We start from the raw sequence: 18559 nt of genomic DNA on the forward strand, positions 1-18559 counted from the left end.
CGAAGCAGAGCGGCGGCGTCCGCGGCGAGCGCCGGACCCGACGGCCGGGTCAGGCGGGCTGGACGACGGGCGCTTCCTGACCCGGAGCACCGACGCCGGGGAAGACGCTGGCGCCGGCCTCGGCCGACCCGACGGTGGCGCGGAACGCCGCGAACAGCTCGCGGCCGGTGCCCGACCACTCCGCGCCCTGCGGCGCGCGGCCGGTGGCCGGCCGGCGCACGAACGACTCGTGGTCGACGTGCAGGTCGAGCAGGCCGCCGTCGGCGTCGACGGTGATCAGGTCGCCGTCCTGCACCCGGGCGAGCGGCCCGCCGAGCGCGGCCTCGGGCGTCACGTGGATCGCGGCCGGGACCTTGCCGGACGCGCCGGACATCCGGCCGTCGGTGACGATCGCGACCCGCTGGCCGCGGTCCTGGAGCACGCCGAGCGCGGGCGTGAGCTTGTGCAGCTCGGGCATCCCGTTGGCGGCCGGGCCCTGGTAGCGGATCACCGCGACGAGGTCGCGGCCGTCCAGCCGCCCGGCGGCGAACGCCTCGAGGAAGTCGTGCTGGTCGTCGAAGACGACAGCGGGCGCGGTCACCAGCCGGTGCTCGGGCTTGACCGCCGACGTCTTGATCACCGACCGGCCGAGCGGCCCGCGCAGCACCCGCAGCCCGCCGTCCTTGCTGAATGGCTCCGACGCCGGGCGCAGGACCGACGTGTCGAGCGTCTCCTTCGGACCCTCCTCCCACGTCAGGTCCTCGCCACGCAGGACGGGCTCGCGGGTGTAGTGCGTCAGCCCCGGGCCGGCGACCGTGCGCACGTCCTCGTGCAGCAGGCCGGCCCGCAGCAGGGTGTGCACGAGGAACGCGATGCCGCCGGCGGCGTGGAAGTGGTTCACGTCCGCCTCGCCGTTCGGGTAGATCCGGCACAGCAGCGGCACCACGGCCGAGAGGTCGGAGAGGTCGTCCCACGTCAGCGCGATCCCGGCCGCGCGGGCGATCGCGACGAGGTGGATGGTGTGGTTGGTCGAGCCGCCGCTGGCCAGCAGCGCGACGCAGGCGTTGACGATCGCCTTCTCGTCGACGATCTCGCCGATCGGCGTCGGCTCGCCGCCCTGCCGAGTCAGCTCGGTGGCGCGGCGGCCGGCGGCGCGGGTCAGCGCGTCGCGCAGCGGGGTCCCCGGGTTCACGAACGACGACCCCGGCAGGTGCAGGCCGAGCACCTCCATCAGCAGCTGGTTGGAGTTCGCCGTCCCGTAGAACGTGCAGGTGCCGGCCGAGTGGTACGACGCGGCCTCGGCCTCGAGCAGCTCGTCGCGGTCGACCTTGCCCTCGGCGTACAGCTGCCGGACGCGCGCCTTCTCGCTGTTCGCGAGCCCGGACGCCATCGGACCGGCTGGGACGAACACCGTCGGCAGGTGGCCGAACGACAGCGCGCCGATCAGCAGTCCCGGCACGATCTTGTCGCAGACGCCGAGCATCAGCGCGCCGTCGAACATGTCGTGCGAGAGCGCGATCGCGGCCGACATCGCGATCACGTCGCGGCTGTAGAGCGAGAGCTGCATGCCGTCGCGGCCCTGGGTGATGCCGTCGCACATCGCGGGCACGCCGCCGGCGACCTGGGCGACGCCGCCGGCCCGCACGACCGCCTTCTTCAGCGCGTCGGGGTAGTCGCGGTACGGCTGGTGCGCCGAGAGCATGTCGTTGTACGACGTCACGATCGCCAGGTTCGGCTTGGCGCGCCCGCGCAGCGCGCGCTTGCCGTCGGCGTCGGACGCCGCGAAGCCGTGCGCGAGGTTGGCGCAGGCCAGTCGGCCGCGCGCGGGTCCGGCGTCACCGGCGGCCCGGATGCGGGCGAGGTACTCGCCGCGGGCGGTCGCGCTGCGCTCGGCGATGCGGGCGGTCACCTCGGCGACCGTGGGGTGGAGGCTGTTCACTGGTCGGGCTCCTGCCAGGTTCGGCCGTCGCGCTCGAGGAGCGTCGCGGCGGCGGTGGGTCCGTCGGTGCCCGCGGCGTACCGCTTCGGGCGGTCGGGCGAGCTCGCCCAGCGCTGGAGGATCGGCTCGGTCCAGGTCCACGCGGCCTCGACCTCGTCGCGGCGCATGAACAGCGTCGGGTTGCCCCGGATGACGTCCATGAGCAGCCGCTCGTAGGCGTCGGGCAGCCGCACGTCGAACGCGGCGGCGTAGCGGAGGTCCAACGACACCGGGCGCAGCCGGTACCCGCCCGGGCCCGGCTCCTTCGCGGTCAGGTGCAGCCGCATGCCCTCGTCGGGCTGGACCAGGATGTGCAGCCGGTTGGGCGGGGTCGCCCCCTCCGCGCCGGGGAACATCGAGTGCGGCGGCTGCTTGAAGACCACGACGATCTCCGAGACCCGGCGGTCCATCCGCTTGCCGGTGCGCAGGTAGAACGGCACGCCCGCCCAACGCCAGTTCTGGACCTCGGTCTTGAGAGCGACGAACGTCTCGGTCCGCGATCCGGAGTGGCCCAGGTCGTCGGAGTACGACGGGACCGGCTCGCCGTCGACCAGGCCGGCGGCGTACCGGCCGCGGACCGTGTCGTGGTCGACGTCCGTGGGCGTCATCGGCTTCAGCGCCTGCAGCACCTTGAGCTTCTCGTCGCGGACGGTCTCCCGGCCGACGTACGTCGGTGGCTCCATCGCGACCAGGCAGAGCAGCTGGAGGAGGTGGTTCTGCACCATGTCGCGCAGGGCGCCGGCGTGGTCGTAGTAGGCACCCCGGCCGCCGACGCCGACGGTCTCCGACACCGTGATCTGCACGTGGTCGACCCAGTGCGAGCTCCACAGCGGCTCGAGGAAGGTGTTGGCGAAGCGGGTGACCAGGAGGTTCTGGACGCTCTCCTTGCCGAGGTAGTGGTCGATCCGGAAGATCCGGGACTCCTCGAAGACCCGGCCGACCGCGTCGTTGACCTCGCGCGCGGAGGCCAGGTCGTGGCCGATCGGCTTCTCCAGCACCACCCGGGCGTGCTCGTCGACGACGCCGATCTCGTCGAGGCGCTGGCAGATCGCGCCGAAGAGCCGCGGCGCCACCGCCAGGTAGAAGACCCGCACCGCGGCCTCGGGGTTCGGGCGGTCCTTGAGCAGCGCGTGCAGCCGGTCCCAGTCCTCGGGGTTCTGCGCGTCCAGCCTCAGGTGGTGCAGCCGGCCGAGGAAGCGGTCGATCGCGCCGTCGTACAGGTCGGTCGGGTCGACGTGGGTCCGCAGGGCGGCGCGCACCTGGTCGCGCCAGCCGTCGGCGTCGAGGTCGGACATGGAGACGCCGAGGATCCGGTAGTCGCCGGGCAGCTGGCCCTCGAGGTCGCGGTGGTAGAGCGCCGGCAGCAGCTTGCGGAGCGCGAGGTCGCCGGTGCCGCCGAAGACCGTGAAGTCGCACGTGTCCGGGAGCACGTGCGGAGCGGCCGGGATGTCCATGTGAACCACCGTAGGAACGAGTTAGGAGTGATGCAAGCACAACATAAGTCTTTTTCGGATCAAAGAAGAGCGGTTTATGCTCACCCGCGTGATCCAGGTGGTGGAGACCCGCGAGACCGCGGCGCCGGCGACGGCCGGCGAGCTGCTCGAGCTCGTGCGCACCGGCCGCGCCGCGACCCGCTCCCAGCTCCGCGCGCTGACCGGCCTGTCCCGGACCGCGGTGACCGCCCGGGTCAGCGCGCTGACGAACGCCGGCCTGCTGCTGATCGGCGAGGAGCTGGCCTCGACCGGCGGCCGCCCGCCGGGAGCGCTGGTGTTCAACAAGGACGCCGGGGTCGTGCTCGCGGTGGCGATCGGCCGGTCCCGCAGCCAGCTGGCCGTGCTCGACCTGGACGGCCAGGAGCTGGCCGCCGACTCCCGTGACCACGAGGTCGGGGTGGGCCCCGACGACCTGCTCCCCGACGTCGCGCAGCGGCTCACCGGCCTGTTGGACGCCGCGCAGGCCGATCGGGGGGAGCCGCCGGTGCTCGGCATCGGCCTGAGCCTGCCCGGCACCCTGGACTCCGTCCGCGGCCTCTCCATCGGCTCGCCGGTGATGTCGGGCTGGGACGGCGTCGAGCTCGCGCCGTACTTCGCCGGCGTCGCCGACGCCCCGCTGTTCGTCGCCAACGACGCCGACGTGCTGGCCCGCTCGGAGCTGCTCGGCGGAGCCGGTGGCCTCGACGACGTGCTGGTCGTCAAGGCCTCGACCGGGCTCGGCCTCGGGATCATCGCCGACGGCCGGGTGCTCAGCGGGCACCTGGGTGCCGCCGGCGAGATCGGGCACACGGTCGTGGACGCCGCCGGCGACCTGGCCTGCCGGTGCGGCGCGACCGGCTGCCTGGAGACGATCGCGGCCGGCTGGGCCCTGGTCACCCGGATGGCCGCCGAGGGAGACCAGGGCGTGCCGGTCGAGCACGTGCGCGACCTGGTCGCGCTCGCGCTGCAGGGGGACTCCTTCGCCCGGGGCCTGCTGCGCGACAGCGGCCGCGAGCTCGGGGAGGTGCTCGCGGTCGCGATCAACCTGCTCAACCCGGCCGCCGTCGTGATCGGCGGCGACATGGCCGCGGCGTTCGAGTTCTACCTCGCGGGCGTGCGGGAGAGCGTCTATCGGCGCTCCGCTCCGCTGGCCACCCGCGACCTCCAGTTCCTCCCGGCGGTCCACGGCGACCGCGCCGGCGTGGTCGGCTGCGGCGCGCTCGCCCTCGACCACGTGCTGGCCCCGGTGGCGGTGGACGCACGCCTCGCCGCCCTGGCCTAACCTCCAGCCGTGGATGCGAACACCTGGCTCTGGATCCTCGCCGGCTTCCTGGCGGCGGTCTTCCTCGGCACCGGCGCGCTCAAGCTGACCCGCTCCCGTGAGGAGATCGCCACCGCGGGCATGCCGTGGGCGGCGGACTGGTCCGAGCGCGCGCTCCGGCTGCTGGGCGGGGCCGAGGTGGTCGGCGCGCTCGGCCTCCTGGTCCCGTACGTCGCTCCGTTCGCGGCGGTCGTCCTCGCCGCGGTGACGGTGCCGGAGCTGGTCACGCACGTCCGTCGCGGAGAGCTCTTCCCCGAGGTGCTGCGCACGCTCGCGCTGGTCGCGCTGTGCGTGCTGCTCGCGTACTACCGCTTCGGCCCGCAGGCGTTCTGAGGAGCACTAATCTCGGGTCGTGACCCGAGTACACGCCTTCGACGACGACGCCCTCGGCGACCGCGACGCGGTCGGCCTGGTCCACGCGATCCAGGAGGGGGAGGTGTCGATCCCCGAGGTGATCGAGGCGGCCATCGCCCGGACCGAGCGCCTCCAGCCCGAGCTCAACGCCCTGTCCTACGTGGCCTACGACCGCGCCCGCGCCGAGGCGCGCGACCCGCGCGGCGGGTTCTTCGCCGGGGTCCCGACGTACCTCAAGGACAACGTCGACGTCGCGAACATGCCGACGCAGCAGGGCTGCGACGCCTACCGCGGCCGGCCGGTCCCGCGGGACGGCGACTTCGCCCGGATGTTCCTCGCCACCGGGCTCGTCCCGATCGGCAAGACCCAGCTCTCCGAGTTCGGGTTCAGCCCGTCGGCCGAGCACCCGCGGCTGGGCCCGGTCCGCTCGCCGTGGAACCCCGCCCACACCGCCGGGGCGTCGTCGGCCGGGACGGGGGCGCTGGTGGCGGCCGGCGCCGTACCCCTCGCGCACGGCAACGACGGCGGCGGCTCGATCCGCATCCCCGCGGCCGTCAACGGCCTCGTGGGCCTCAAGCCCACGCGCGACCGGCTCGCCCAGGACAAGCTGAGCCGGCAGATGCCGATCCGGATCGTCTCGGACGGCGTGCTGACCCGGTCCGTGCGCGACACGGCCGCGTTCCTCCGCGAGGCCGAGCACGTCTACCGGGCGCTCCAGCTCCCGCCGATCGGCGACGTCACCCGCCCGGGCCGCACCCGGCTGCGGATCGCCGTCCACACGTCCGGCATCGGCCGCGCCGCGGAGCCGGAGGTGGTCGACCTCACCCTCAAGACCGCGAAGCTGCTGGAGGAGCTCGGCCACGAGGTCGAGCAGGTGCCGCACCCGGCGCCGGCGACCGTGCCCGACGACTTCCTCCTGTACTGGGCGATGCTCGCGATGATGATCGTGCGCACCGGCCGGCGCACGCTGGGGCCGTCGTTCGACCGCACCCGCCTCGACAACCTGACCCTGGGCCTGGAGCGGCACTGCCGGACCCGGCTGCACCGGCTGCCCGGCGCGATCAGCCGGCTGCGCCGGCTCCCGCGGATCTCCGCCGACTTCCACCGGCGGTACGACGTGGCGTTGACGCCCACGCTCGCGCTCACCACGCCCCGGGTCGGCCACCTGGACCCGAGCAACGACTACGAGACCGTGATGGAGCGGATCCTCGACTGGGTCGCGTTCACCCCGTGGCAGAACGCGACCGGCGACCCGGCGGTGTCGCTGCCCCTCGCGACCACCGCGTCCGGGCTCCCGCAGGGGATGATGTTCTCCGCCGGCGCCGGCCGGGAGTCGACCCTCCTGGAGCTCGCCTACGAGCTCGAGGAAGCGGCTCCCTGGGCCTCGATCGCGGGCTGATCGCGGGCTGATCGCGGGCTGATCGGGGGCTGATCGGCGGGCGGAATCGGGCGCCCCGGCCTCGATTTCTCCATCGCCGAGGGGCTGTGTATTGTTCTCCGTCGTTGCCCCTTTAGCTCAGTCGGCAGAGCGTCTCCATGGTAAGGAGAAGGTCTACGGTTCGATTCCGTAAAGGGGCTCTGGGCAGGACGCTGGGCGGACCGGATACTCTGGTCTGCGCAGCCGTGCCCGTGGCGGGGTAGCTCAGGTGGTTAGAGCACACGGCTCATAATCGTGGTGTCGCGGGTTCGAGTCCCGCCCCCGCTACTCAGAATCAGCGACACCTGTACCGACTACCAAGGACTTCCCGTGGCCAGCAAGAGCTCCGACGTTCGCCCCAAGATCACGCTCGCCTGCGTCGAGTGCAAGGAGCGGAACTACATCACCAAGAAGAACCGGCGGAACGACCCCGACCGGCTGGAGATGAAGAAGTTCTGCCCGCGGGACCGCAAGCACACCCTGCACCGCGAGACCCGCTGAACGTCCGCTGATCATCCTCTGATCGCAGCTTCGTCGAAGCCCGCCGAGCACGCTCGGCGGGCTTTCGTCATGTCTGGGAGCCGGTCGTTCGAGCGCAATTGAACGCCCAGCCTTGGTTACCGGCGGGTCCGGGCAGTCTGATCGTTCAATTGCGCACGAGCCGCCGCCCGGGCGGCTCAGACGCTGCACTGCGGCCGCCGCCAGGACCCGAAGTCGGAGACGTCCAGCCGCAGCAGCTGCGGTACGACGGGCCGCCCGCCCAGCTGCTGGTAGTGCCGGGTGCCAGACTCGCTGACCACCCAGAGCGAGTCGCCGACCAGGTCCATGCCCTCCGCGCCCGGCACGAAGGCCCGGCGGCGGGCGCCGTCCGGCCCGGCGAGGATCCCGCACCGGGTCACCGACTGCGCGAACCACGCCGCGGCGGACCGGCCACCCAGCGCCGCCCACACCGCGCCCTGCGTCGCCCGGGGGGCGGCCGTGTGGCCGGACGACATCGCGGGCGTGATGTCGAGGACCGTGCTGGACGCGATCGCGCCGGGGTCGAACCAGTCCACCTGCGCGGGCCGGTGCGGGTACCACCGGCCGATGCCGATCCGGCCGCGCCCGTCGATGAGCGAGAACGAGCCACGCAGCGGCGGCGCCAGGGCCCACACCCGCTGCACCTCGAGGGTCTCGGGGTCGATCAGCCACAGCCGGCTGGTCTCGACGAGCCACAGCCCGTGCTCGTCGCGCACCAGCCCGCCGCCGTGCCGGCACTTCAGCGGGTCGCGGTCGCCGACCTGTCCGGCCACGGGGTCGAGCCGGTCGAGCCGCTCACCGGTGCGGACGTCGTACCGCTCCACGATGCAGTAGCGGTAGTGCAGCGGCGCGTCACCGTCGAAGCCGCTCACGAACGCGGTCCGGCCCTCGACGACCACCCCCTGCGGCACGAAGCCGTGGCCGGTCCGCAGCCACACGCCGGCGCAGACCGCGTGGTCGTTGGGGAACCGGTCCAGCTCGTCCCGCTCGAGGTACGTCGGGGGCGTGCCGCGGACGTCGTCGAAGGAGATCGGCCCGCAGCCGGACCGCCGGTCGGGACGCGGGCCCGGGTCGGCGGCGGTGCAGCCCGCGGCCAGCAGCACCAGCGCCAGCAGCCACCCGATAGTTTGGGTGCATGCCAGTCGACCAGTCCCTCGTCGGCCGGGTCTTCCCACCCACCCGACCCTATGCGGTGACCGAGGAGAACATCGGGAGGTTCGCCGCGGCCATCGGCGGCACGTACGACGGCGGCCCGGCGCCCGCGACGTTCCCGATCGTGCTCGCCTTCGACGCCATGAACGCCTTCCTCGAGGCCGAGTCGCTCGACCTGTTCCGGATCGTGCACGGCGACCAGCGGTTCACCTACGAGCGGCCGATCGTGCCCGGCGACGTCCTCACCGCGACCCTGACCGTCGCCAGCCTGCGCCAGATCGCCGGCAACGACATCATCGGCACCACCAGCTTGATCACCGACGAGTCCGGCGCCCCGGTCTGCTCGACCGGCGCCACGCTCGTCCACCGGGGCGCCGCATGACGGCGCCCTCGGGCCTGGAGACCCAGACCTACACGATCACCCGCGCCGACCTGGTCCGCTACGCCGAGGCCAGCGGCGACCACAACCCGATCCACCAGGACGAGCAGGTGGCCGCCAGCGTCGGGCTCCCCGGCGTGATCGCGCACGGCATGTACACGATGGCGCTCGCCGCCCGTGCGGTCGAGACGTGGTTCCCGGGTGCCGAGGTCGTCAGTCTGGGGTGCCGGTTCACCAACCCGGTGGTCGTCCCCGCCGAGGGCGGGGTCGAGGTGGAGGTCGCCGGCGCGGCCTCCGAGGCCGACGGCCTCACCACGGTGGCCCTGACCGTCACGTGCGCCGGCGAGAAGGTGCTCGGCATGCCGAAGGCCGTCGTCCGTGCCGCTGCCGATGGCTGAGCGGCTCGCCGACCACACCACGCTGCGGCTCGGGGGCCCGGCCGCGCACTGGGTGCGCGCGACCACCGAGGAGGAGCTGGTCGCCGCGGTGTCCGCGGCCGACGCGGCCGGCGAGCCGGTCCTGGTCCTCGGCGGCGGCAGCAACCTGGTCGTCGCCGACGCGGGCTTCGACGGCACGGTCGTGGAGGTCGTGACCCGGGGGGTGAGCCCGGACGTCGAGGACGGCGTCTCCTGCGGTGGGGTGCTGGTCACCGTGGCGGCGGGGGAGGGCTGGGACGACCTGGTCGCGCTCGCGGTCGAGAAGGAGTGGGCCGGCGTCGAGGCGCTGTCCGGCATCCCCGGCTCCGTCGGCGCGACGCCGATCCAGAACGTCGGCGCGTACGGCCAGGAGGTCAGCCAGACCATCGCCTCGGTCCGGGTCTGGGACCGCACGCTGCGCGGCGTGCGCACCTTCGCGAACGCCGACTGCGGCTTCGGCTACCGCACCTCGCGCTTCAAGGCCGACCCCGGCCGGCACGTCGTCCTGTCGGTCACCTTCCAGCTGCGGCAGGGCTCGCTCGGTGGCCCGGTGGCGTACGCCGAGCTCGCGCGCGCCCTGGGCGTCGCGGTGGGGGAGCGGGCCCCGCTCGCCGAGGTCCGCCGGGCGGTCCTGGCGCTGCGCGGCGGCAAGGGCATGGTCCTCGACCCGGCCGACCACGACACGTGGAGCGCGGGCTCGTTCTTCACCAACCCGGTCGTCGCCGCCGACGCCGTACCGGACGGGGCGCCCGCCTGGCCGCAGCCCGACGGCACCGTGAAGACCAGCGCCGCGTGGCTGATCGAGCACGCCGGGTTCGCGCGGGGTCACGGCACCGACCGCGTCGCCGTCTCGGGCAAGCACACGCTGGCGCTCACCAACCGGGGCGGCGCCACGACCGCCGACCTGCTGGCGCTGGCGCGGGAGGTCCGCGACGGCGTCGAGGCGCGGTTCGGCATCCGGCTCGTCAACGAGCCGGTGCTGGTGGGCTGCGCGCTCTAGCGGGCTCCCGCTAGTAGGTCGAGTAGGTCGTCGACGTGTCGCTGACGACCACCAGCGCGACGACGGCGATGATGGCGATGATCCCGAGGATCAGCAGGATCGTGCCGATGATGCCCATCACCTTGCCGGCCGACGCCGCGCTGCGGCCGCCGTACATCGTGGGGTTGGCGTCGATCTCGCGGACCGCCTTGCTCCCGATCGCCCACGCGAACGGCGCGAGCACGAGCGTCAGGCCGCTGCACGTCACGATGCCGGCCAGCGCGATGATGCCGAGCACCATCGCCGTGTTCGCCGACGGGTGCGCCGGGGCCGGGGGCGTGTAGCTGTACGGCGCTGCCGGGTACTGCGGCTGGCCGTAGCCGGCGGGCTGCTGCTGGTACCCGTACGGCTGCTGCGGCTGCTGACCCTGCGGGTAGTAGGGGTTCTGCTGCTGCGGGGGCTGCGGGGGCTGCTGCGGCTGGTACGGGTTCGGGCCCGGGGGCTCGGCGTCGCTCATGGCCCCATCTTCGCAGGCTGACCCGGACCCGGTGGAGCCGCCAGCCAGACGTCGATGTCCCCGAGGATCGCGGCCTGGACGTCGTCGGGCGCCCGGGACGCGCGCACCGACATCCGGGCCAGCTCGGCCAGCTGGGCGTCGGAGAGCTCGTGGGCGGCGCGCATGGTCGCGTACTGGCCGGCGAGCCGGGATCCGAACAGCAGCGGGTCGTCGGCGCCCAGGGCGACCGTGGCGCCCGCGTCGAGCAGCGTCGGCAGCGGGACGGAGGTGAGGTCGGAGTAGACGCCCAGGGCGACGTTCGAGACCGGGCAGACCTCCAGCGCGACGCCCGCCGCCACGATGCGCTCCAGGAGCGCGGGGTCCTCCGCCGCACGGACACCGTGGCCGAGTCGCTGGGCGCCCAGGTCGTCCAGGCACAGCCGGATGTGCTCGGGCCCGCGGAGCTCGCCGCCGTGCGGCGCGAGCAGCAGGCCGCCCCGCTCGGCGATCCGGAACGCCGGCGCGAAGTCGCCGGTGCGGCCGCGCCGCTCGTCGTTGGAGAGGCCGAACCCGACCACCCCGCGCCCGGCGTACTGCACGGCGAGGCGGGCGAGCGTGCGCGCGTCGAGCGGGTGCCGGGTGCGGTTCGCCGCGATCACCACCGCCATGCCGAGGCCGGTCGCGGCCGACGCTTCGCGGACCGCGTCCAGGACCAGGTCGGTGAACGCGGTGACCCCGCCGAAGCGGGCGCCGTACCCGCTGGGGTCGACCTGGATCTCCAGCCACCGGCCGCCGTCGCGCACGTCGTCCTCGGCCGCCTCGAGCACCAGCCGGCGGACGTCGGCCTCGGTGCGCAGCACCGACCGCGCCACGTCGTACAGGCGCTGGAAGCGGAACCAGCCCTTCTCGTCGGCGGCGGACAGCGTCGGCGGCCAGTCCTCGGCGAGCTGGTCGGGCAGCACGATGCCGTCGCGCTCGGCCAGCTTGAGCAGCGTCGAGTGCCGCATCGACCCCGTGAAGTGCAGGTGCAGGTGCGCCTTCGGAAGGGTGTGGAGGTCGCGCACCCGGGCTAGGCGAAGAGCTTCTGGAGCCGCGTGACGCCCTCGACCAGGTCGTCGTCGCCCAACGCGTACGACAGTCGCAGGTAGCCGGGGGAGCCGAACGCCTCGCCCGGCACCACGGCCACCTCCGCCTCGTCGAGGATGTACTCGGCGAGCTCGGCCGACGTCGCGATCATCCGGCCGCCGTGCTCCTTGCCGAGCAGGCCCTTGACCTGGGGGTAGGCGTAGAAGGCGCCGCCGGGCATCGGGCAGACGACGCCGTCGATCTCCTTGAGCATGGCGACGATCGTCCTGCGGCGCCGGTCGAAGGCGGCCTTCATCTCCTCGACCGCGTCGAGGTCGCCCTCGAGGGCGGCGAGCGCGGCGCGCTGCGACACGTTGGCGACGTTCGACGTCGCGTGCGACTGCAGGTTGCTCGCGGCCTTGATCAGGTCGGCCGGGCCGATCATCCAGCCGACCCGCCAGCCGGTCATCGCGTAGGTCTTGGCGACCCCGTTGACGACGACGGTGTGCTCGGCGAGCTCGGGGCACAGCACCGGCAGCGACCCGGTCTCGACCCCGTCATACACGAGGTGCTCGTAGATCTCGTCGGTCAGGACCCAGAGTCCGTGCTCCTCGACCCACGCGCCGATCGCGCGGATCTCGTCCTTCGTGTAGACCGCGCCGGTCGGGTTCGACGGCGACACGAACAGCAGCACCTTGGTGCGATCGGTGCGCGCCGCCTCGAGCTGCTCGACGGTGACCTTGTAGTCCTGGGTCTCGTCGGCGAGCACCTCGACCGGCGTACCGCCGGCCAGCTGGATGGCCTCCGGGTAGGTCGTCCAGTACGGCGCCGGCACGATCACCTCGTCGCCCGGGTCGAGCATCGTCGCGAACGCCTCGTAGATCGCCTGCTTGCCGCCGTTGGTGACCAGCACCTGGGCCGGCTCGACCTCGAGGCCGCTGTCGCGCCGGGTCTTGGCGACGATCGCCTTCTTCAGCTCCGGCAGGCCACCGGCCGGGGTGTAGCGGTGGTTCCGCGGGTCGCGGGCCGCCTCGACGGCCGCCTCGACGATGTAGTCGGGCGTCGGGAAGTCCGGCTCGCCGGCCCCGAACCCGATGACCGGCCGGCCCTCGGCCTTGAGCGCCTTGGCCTTCGCATCGACCTTCAGCGTCGCGGACTCGGCGATCGCGCCGATCCGGCGGGAGACGCGGCGGGAGCGAGGGGAGGTCTCGGGGGACGTCATGGCACCATCGTAGGGCGGGCTCGCGGCGGTCCCGTCAGCCGGTTTGGACTCGGCGTGACGTGACCCCGTAGACTCCACGTTCGGTGGATTCCCACAGGATCAGTCGCGCCCGGAGGCGGGCTGGTCGGGGCCGCCGGCGAAGGGCACTAGCTCAACTGGCAGAGCATCGGTCTCCAAAACCGAAGGTTGGGGGTTCAAGTCCCTCGTGCCCTGCAAGGACGACCAACAGGTCGGCGACGACGAGGAGAGGTGAGAGGACGTGCCGGACAGCAAGGCAGTCCGTGGACCGCGCGGAGGGAGCTCCCAGAAGCGCACCAGTCTCCCGACGTTCTACCGGCAGGTGGTCGCGGAGCTCCGGAAGGTCGTCTACCCGACCCAGGAGCAGCTGGTCACGTACTTCATCGTGGTCATGGTGTTCGTCGTCGTCCTCATGACGATCGTGTCGCTGCTCGACCTGGGCTTCGGCAAGCTCACCTTCGCGATCTTCTCCGGTTGAGTCCGGCCACGCCACCACCCGCAATCTGATGGAGCAGTACGTGTCTGAGCAGGAGAACGACTCGGTCGAGACCGAGGAGACGACCCCCGAGGTCGACAGCCCCCAGGTCGACCCCAGCCTCGAGGACCAGTACGGCGAGCCGAACGACGGCCCCGAGGTCGAGGACGACCCCCGCCTGGACGCCGAGGTCACCGACGAGGACACCGACGAGGACATGGGCCTCGACGACACCGACGACGGCGGCGCCTCGAGCATCGAGATGTCCCACGCCGAGGGCGACGAGGAGCCCTCCGCCGCGGACACCGCTGACGAGGCGGACGAGAACGACCCGCTCGAGGCGTTCCGCCGCGAGCTCTGGGCCAAGCCGGGCGACTGGTTCGTCGTGCACACCTACTCCGGCATGGAGAACCGGGTGAAGTCGAACCTCGAGAACCGCATCATCTCCCTCAACATGGAGGACTACATCCACGAGATCGTGGTCCCCACCGAGGAGGTCGCGGAGATCAAGAACGGCCAGCGCAAGATGGTCAAGCGCACCGTCCTCCCCGGCTACGTCCTGGTCCGCATGGACCTCACCGACGAGTCGTGGGCCGCGGTCCGCCACACCCCGTCGGTCACCGGCTTCGTCGGGCACAGCCACCAGCCGGTCCCGCTGTCGATGACCGAGGTCGAGAACATGCTCGCCCCGGCCGTCGTGGCCCGCGCCGAGGCCGAGGCCGTCGCCGCCGGCACCCCGGCCGCCGCCGGCGGTGGCGCCGCGAAGAAGCCGATCGAGGTCGCGGACTTCGAGGTCTCCGACTCCGTCATGGTGGTCGACGGCCCGTTCGCCACGCTGCACGCGACGATCACCGAGATCAACGCGGAGTCGCAGCGCGTCAAGGCCCTGGTCGAGATCTTCGGCCGCGAGACGCCGGTCGAGCTGTCGTTCTCGCAGATTCAGCGCGTCTGAGGTCTTCGACGGAGTCGTAGACCTCAGAGGGCCGCGCGAGACCGGCGTATCGAGATCCAGAGGACCAGGATTTCGCTTTCCGAGCGGACCGCAGCACAATTGTCAGGTTGCCCCCGGGCGACCACGCAGCAGGTGGCAGAGGCGTACGACGTACGCCTCGTCATGACCACGAGACAGAAAGAGAAGCAGCATGCCTCCGAAGAAGAAGATCGCCGCGCTGGTCAAGGTGCAGCTCCAGGCCGGTGCCGCGACGCCGGCGCCGCCGGTCGGTACCGCCCTCGGTCCGCACGGCGTGAACATCATGGAGTTCTGCAAGGCGTACAACGCCCAGACCGAGTCGATGCGCGGCAACGTCATCCCGGTCGAGATCACCATCTACGAGGACCGGTCCTTCGACTTCATCACGAAGACCCCGCCGGCCGCCGAGCTGATCAAGAAGGCCGCCGGCCTGCAGAAGGGCTCGGGCGTCCCGCACAAGGAGAAGGTCGGCAAGCTGACCAAGGACCAGGTGCGCGAGATCGCCCAGACCAAGCTGCCCGACCTCAACGCGAACGACATCGAGGCGGCCATGAAGATCGTCGAGGGCACCGCCCGCTCGATGGGCGTCACCACCGACTGAACCAGTGGGAGGGCCGCGCTGGCCCGCTAACCACATCTTTCGAGAGAGAAGAGAAAGCTCATGCAGCGCAGCAAGACCTACCGCGCGGCGGCGGAGCAGTTCGACAAGGACGAGCTCTACGCCCCGCTGACCGCGATCAAGATCGCGAAGACCACCAGCAAGAAGAAGTTCGACGAGACCGTCGACGTCGTCATGCGCCTCGGCGTCGACCCGCGCAAGGCGGACCAGATGGTCCGCGGCACGGTCAACCTCCCGCACGGCACCGGCAAGACCGCCCGCGTGCTCGTGTTCGCGAACGCCGACAAGGCCGAGGCCGCCCGTGAGGCCGGCGCCGACGTCGTCGGCGGCGACGACCTCATCGAGAAGGTCGCCGGCGGCTGGCTCGACTTCGACGCCGTGGTCGCGACCCCGGACATGATGGGCAAGGTCGGCCGCCTCGGCCGCGTGCTCGGCCCCCGTGGCCTGATGCCGAACCCGAAGACCGGCACCGTGACGCCGGACGTGGCCAAGGCCGTGTCCGACATCAAGGGCGGCAAGATCGAGTTCCGCGTCGACCGCCACGCCAACCTGCACTTCATCATCGGCAAGGCGTCCTTCGACGAGGTCCAGCTCGCGGAGAACTACGCCGCGGCGCTGGAGGAGGTGCTCCGTCTGAAGCCGGCCAGCTCGAAGGGCCGCTACATCCGGAAGGTCACCGTCTCCACGACGATGGGCCCCGGCATCCAGGTCGACCCGAACCGCACCCGCAACGTCGCGGTCGAGGACGAGGCCGCCTCGGCCTGACCGACCGATCCGCATCCGACCCGTCCGGTCCTCCGGGCGGGTCGGTGTCATTTGGCCGAGTCGGCGCGAATGCAGCTGTGAGGGGTGTCGAGTCGGCGCGAATGCAGCTGTGAGGGGTGTCGAGTCGGCGCGTATGCAGGCGCGAGGGGTGTCGAGTCGGCGCGAATGCAGGTGCGAGAGCGGTTGAGTCGGCGCGAATGCAGGTCGGGCCGCCTGCACTGGCGCCGACTCGGCACCTGTCTGACCTGCACTGGCGCCGACTCGGCACCCCTCACACCTGCACTGGCGCCGACTCGGTACCTGTCTGACCTGCACTGGCGCCGACTCGGCGGGGCGGGGCACTGCCGATTTGGACGCGCTCGTCCCGGCCGCGTAGTGTTCCTCCTGAAACCAGAGACCGCCGGTTGTCTTGCTGTGACTGCAGCTCGACCGAAGGTTCCGCGGAAGCGGACGACCTGCGCAGGGGACAGAGCACGAAGTTCACTTCACGCCCTGAGCCTGCGCTCGGGGCGTTCGTCTTCTCCGGGCTTCTTCGATGCGGTGGTCGACCATCGGAAGGAGACCCATGGCGCGGCCAGACAAGCAGGCAGCCGTCGCGGAGATCGTTGACTCGTTCAACGACGCCGCCGGTGCCGTGCTGACCGAGTACCGCGGTCTCACCGTGAAGCAGCTGCAGGACCTGCGGCGCTCCCTCGGCGAGAACGCCAACTACGCCGTGGTCAAGAACACGCTGGCCAAGATCGCCGCCACCGAGGTGGGCATCTCCGGCTTCGACGACCTGCTGACCGGCCCGACCGCCATCGCCTTCATCAACGGCGACGTCGTCGAGGCGGCCAAGGGTCTGCGTGACTTTGCCAAGGCGAACCCCGCCCTCGTCATCAAGGGCGGCGTCCTGGACGGCAAGCCCCTCGACGCGGCTGAGGTGGCCAAGCTGGCCGACCTCGAGTCCCGTGAGGTGCTCCTGGGCAAGCTGGCCGGCGCGATGCTCGCGTCGCTCAGCCAGGCCGTCTACCTGCTCAACGCCCCGCTCGCCCAGGCCGCCCGTCTCGCGGGTGCGCTGCAGGCGAAGGCCGAGCAGGACCCCTCGATCCTCGCAGGTGGTGCTGGTCAGGCTTCGGCCGAGCCGGCTGCCGCCGAGGAGGCCCCGGCTGCGGAGGCTGACGCCCCCGCCGACGAGGCCCCCGCTGACGAGGCCCCCGCCGCGGAGGCCGACGCCCCCGCCGCGGAGACCTCCGACGAGGGCGACACCGCCGAGGCCTGATCGGCCCGGCGCAACCACCACCTGAAACCCGGTCCGCCGCGCACCGCGACCCGGACCACCGAATGGAAGGAAACGCCACCATGGCGAAGCTCAGCACCGACGAGCTCCTCGACGCGTTCAAGGAGATGACGCTGATCGAGCTCAGCGAGTTCGTGAAGCAGTTCGAGGACACCTTCGGCGTCACCGCGGCCGCTCCGGTCGCCGTTGCCGCGGCCCCGGCCGCTGGCGGCGCCGCTGCCGGCGGCGACGAGGCTGCCGCCCAGGACGAGTTCGACGTCATCCTGGAGTCGGCCGGCGACAAGAAGATCAACGTCATCAAGGAGGTCCGCGCCCTGACCTCGCTCGGCCTCAAGGAGGCCAAGGAGCTCGTGGAGTCCGCCCCCAAGGCGATCCTCGAGAAGGCCACCAAGGAGGCTGCGGAGAAGGCCAAGGAGGCCCTCGAGGGCGCCGGCGCCACCGTCACCCTCAAGTGACGTTCTCCCGGCTGTCACGCAGCTGACGTTCCTCACGGGGGGCGGTCCAACCGAACGGGTGGGCCGCCCCTCGTGCGTTCCGGCGGCGCGCAGGTCCAGACGGGTCGCCGGACAGGTGTACGACGTCCGGAAGTGGGAAGGAAACCGGCGCGTAACTTCGTGACGCCCGTCGCGTTGTTACCGGTCAGTGGGAGACGGGGAGCGTGACAGGCACGCCCGGGAGGTAGATCCGGACGTGCGCGGAGGCGAAGGAGGGGCAGGGCGGACATGGGCGTTGAGATCAAGGTCGAACACCTCACCAAGTCGTTCGGCAAGCAGCTGATCTGGGGCGACGTGACGCTGACCGTGCCCGCGGGTGAGATCTGCGTGATGCTCGGCCCGTCCGGTACCGGCAAGTCCGTCTTCCTCAAGACCCTGATCGGCCTGCTCAAGCCCGACGAGGGCTCGATCGTGATCGAGGGCACCGACATCGCCACCTGCTCCGAGAGGGACCTCTACGAGATCCGCAAGCTGTTCGGGGTGCTGTTCCAGGACGGCGCCATGTTCGGCTCGATGAACCTGTACGACAACGTCGCCTTCCCGCTCCGCGAGCACACCAAGAAGTCCGAGTCCGAGATCCGCGACATCGTCATGGAGAAGATGGACCTGGTCGGCCTGATCGGCGCCGAGGACAAGCTCCCCGGGGAGATCTCCGGCGGCATGCGCAAGCGCGCCGGTCTGGCCCGCGCGCTGGTCCTCGACCCCGAGATCGTCCTCTTCGACGAGCCGGACTCCGGCCTCGACCCGGTCCGCACGGCGTTCCTCAACCAGCTGATCGTCGACCTGAACGCCCAGATCGACGCGACGTTCCTGATCGTCACCCACGACATCAACACCGCCCGCACCGTGCCGGACAACATCGGCCTGCTCTACCACCGGCACCTCGCGATGTTCGGCCCGCGCGAGATGCTGCTGTCGTCCGAGGAGCCCGTCGTCCGCCAGTTCCTCAACGCCCAGCGCGTCGGCCCGATCGGCATGTCGGAGGAGAAGGACGCCGACGAGCTCGAGGCCGAGAAGGACCAGGAGCTGCCGCCGCTCCCGCCGATCCCGCTCCAGCTCGAGCCCTCCAACGGCATCGCGCGCCGCAGCCAGCGCCCGCCGGGTGACTGGTGCCGGCAGAACGGCGTGACCCCGCCGCCCGGGTCGTTCGAGCCCAACATGGCCATGGCCACCGGCGTCTAGGCGGCCCG

20 protein-coding genes and 3 tRNA genes are annotated in these 18559 nt (G+C 71.9%); 17 read left to right on the forward strand and 6 right to left on the reverse strand.

Translation table 11 applies throughout. The features are described from left to right. Positions 1-49: 49 nt before the first annotated feature. Entirely contained in the window at positions 50-1918 is a 1869-nt protein-coding gene (gene edd / locus ABD086_RS08105) for a phosphogluconate dehydratase (protein WP_343906979.1), read from the reverse strand. After that, positions 1915-3411: a glucose-6-phosphate dehydrogenase gene (zwf, locus tag ABD086_RS08110; RefSeq protein WP_343906980.1), complete on the reverse strand. Its 1497-nt coding sequence runs from the start codon at positions 3409-3411 to the stop codon at positions 1915-1917. Before zwf ends, edd begins: the two co-directional genes overlap by 4 nt. An 88-nt stretch (positions 3412-3499) precedes the next feature. Here zwf and ABD086_RS08115 point away from each other — a divergent pair, with 88 nt between their 5' ends. The 6 genes from ABD086_RS08115 (at position 3500) to rpmG (ending at position 7022) form a co-directional block, all read left to right on the forward strand. Then, a complete protein-coding gene (locus tag ABD086_RS08115) occupies positions 3500-4711 on the forward strand; it encodes an ROK family protein (protein ID WP_343906981.1) in 1212 nt (403 codons plus the stop codon). A gap of 9 nt (positions 4712-4720) precedes the next feature. After that, positions 4721-5083, forward strand: coding sequence for a DoxX family protein (locus ABD086_RS08120; RefSeq protein ID WP_343906982.1), 363 nt, complete (start codon positions 4721-4723; stop codon positions 5081-5083). A gap of 19 nt (positions 5084-5102) precedes the next feature. Next, complete coding sequence (locus ABD086_RS08125; RefSeq protein WP_343906983.1) at positions 5103-6503, forward strand: amidase; 1401 nt, start codon at positions 5103-5105, stop codon at positions 6501-6503. A 106-nt stretch (positions 6504-6609) separates the two neighbouring features. Then, positions 6610-6682, forward strand: a tRNA-Thr gene (locus ABD086_RS08130). Positions 6683-6735: 53 nt separating this feature from the next. Next, positions 6736-6809 (forward strand) — tRNA-Met (locus tag ABD086_RS08135). A gap of 42 nt (positions 6810-6851) precedes the next feature. Further along, entirely contained in the window at positions 6852-7022 is a 171-nt protein-coding gene (gene rpmG, locus ABD086_RS08140; RefSeq protein WP_343906984.1) for a 50S ribosomal protein L33, read from the forward strand. A gap of 176 nt (positions 7023-7198) precedes the next feature. Here rpmG and ABD086_RS08145 read toward each other — a convergent pair whose 3' ends face one another. Next, positions 7199-8143, reverse strand: a complete 945-nt coding sequence (locus ABD086_RS08145; RefSeq protein WP_343906985.1) for a hypothetical protein — start codon at positions 8141-8143, stop codon at positions 7199-7201. 32 nt (positions 8144-8175) lie between these two features. Between ABD086_RS08145 and ABD086_RS08150 the strand changes: the two genes are divergently transcribed. Genes ABD086_RS08150 through ABD086_RS08160 form a run of 3 tightly spaced genes read left to right on the forward strand, consistent with a single transcriptional unit; the run spans position 8176 to position 9987 of the window. Beyond that, positions 8176-8574, forward strand: coding sequence for an FAS1-like dehydratase domain-containing protein (locus ABD086_RS08150; protein ID WP_343906986.1), 399 nt, complete (start codon positions 8176-8178; stop codon positions 8572-8574). Continuing rightward, positions 8571-8969: a MaoC/PaaZ C-terminal domain-containing protein gene (locus tag ABD086_RS08155; RefSeq protein WP_343906987.1), complete on the forward strand. Its 399-nt coding sequence runs from the start codon at positions 8571-8573 to the stop codon at positions 8967-8969. The genes ABD086_RS08150 and ABD086_RS08155 overlap by 4 nt, the downstream gene beginning before the upstream one ends. Beyond that, entirely contained in the window at positions 8962-9987 is a 1026-nt protein-coding gene (locus ABD086_RS08160; RefSeq protein WP_343906988.1) for a UDP-N-acetylmuramate dehydrogenase, read from the forward strand. The genes ABD086_RS08155 and ABD086_RS08160 overlap by 8 nt, the downstream gene beginning before the upstream one ends. Positions 9988-9997: 10 nt before the next feature. On the opposite strand, the gene ABD086_RS08165 is transcribed toward ABD086_RS08160, so the two are convergent. From ABD086_RS08165 to ABD086_RS08175, 3 genes are read right to left on the reverse strand one after another with little or no spacing between them, the layout of a single operon-like run. Further along, positions 9998-10483, reverse strand: a complete 486-nt coding sequence (locus ABD086_RS08165; RefSeq protein WP_343906989.1) for a DUF4190 domain-containing protein — start codon at positions 10481-10483, stop codon at positions 9998-10000. Then, a complete protein-coding gene (locus ABD086_RS08170; RefSeq protein ID WP_343906990.1) occupies positions 10480-11526 on the reverse strand; it encodes an adenosine deaminase in 1047 nt (348 codons plus the stop codon). The genes ABD086_RS08165 and ABD086_RS08170 overlap by 4 nt, the downstream gene beginning before the upstream one ends. 5 nt (positions 11527-11531) lie before the next feature. Further along, positions 11532-12749 (reverse strand): pyridoxal phosphate-dependent aminotransferase, encoded by a 1218-nt coding sequence (locus ABD086_RS08175; protein WP_343906991.1) that lies wholly within the window; start codon positions 12747-12749, stop codon positions 11532-11534. Positions 12750-12889: 140 nt separating this feature from the next. Here ABD086_RS08175 and ABD086_RS08180 point away from each other — a divergent pair. The 8 genes from ABD086_RS08180 to ABD086_RS08215 all read left to right on the forward strand — a co-directional run bounded on the left by ABD086_RS08180 (position 12890) and on the right by ABD086_RS08215 (position 18551). Continuing rightward, positions 12890-12962 (forward strand) — tRNA-Trp (locus ABD086_RS08180). Positions 12963-13008: 46 nt separating this feature from the next. Next, positions 13009-13245, forward strand: coding sequence for a preprotein translocase subunit SecE (gene secE / locus ABD086_RS08185; RefSeq protein WP_343906992.1), 237 nt, complete (start codon positions 13009-13011; stop codon positions 13243-13245). 28 nt (positions 13246-13273) lie between these two features. After that, a complete protein-coding gene (nusG, locus tag ABD086_RS08190; protein WP_425571575.1) occupies positions 13274-14194 on the forward strand; it encodes a transcription termination/antitermination protein NusG in 921 nt (306 codons plus the stop codon). Between the two features lie 190 nt (positions 14195-14384). Beyond that, complete coding sequence (gene rplK, locus ABD086_RS08195) at positions 14385-14813, forward strand: 50S ribosomal protein L11 (protein WP_343906993.1); 429 nt, start codon at positions 14385-14387, stop codon at positions 14811-14813. Positions 14814-14873: 60 nt separating this feature from the next. Then, complete coding sequence (rplA, locus tag ABD086_RS08200; protein WP_343906994.1) at positions 14874-15596, forward strand: 50S ribosomal protein L1; 723 nt, start codon at positions 14874-14876, stop codon at positions 15594-15596. Positions 15597-16161: 565 nt separating this feature from the next. Beyond that, on the forward strand, positions 16162-16857 hold the full coding sequence (gene rplJ, locus ABD086_RS08205; protein ID WP_343906995.1) for a 50S ribosomal protein L10: 696 nt from the start codon (positions 16162-16164) through the stop codon (positions 16855-16857). 80 nt (positions 16858-16937) lie between these two features. Next, complete coding sequence (gene rplL / locus ABD086_RS08210) at positions 16938-17330, forward strand: 50S ribosomal protein L7/L12 (RefSeq protein ID WP_343906996.1); 393 nt, start codon at positions 16938-16940, stop codon at positions 17328-17330. Positions 17331-17597: 267 nt separating this feature from the next. After that, positions 17598-18551, forward strand: a complete 954-nt coding sequence (locus ABD086_RS08215; RefSeq protein WP_343906998.1) for an ABC transporter ATP-binding protein — start codon at positions 17598-17600, stop codon at positions 18549-18551. Positions 18552-18559: the final 8 nt, after the last annotated feature.

The organism is Nocardioides aquiterrae, from assembly GCF_039526625.1.
GTDB lineage: Bacteria > Actinomycetota > Actinomycetes > Propionibacteriales > Nocardioidaceae > Nocardioides > Nocardioides aquiterrae.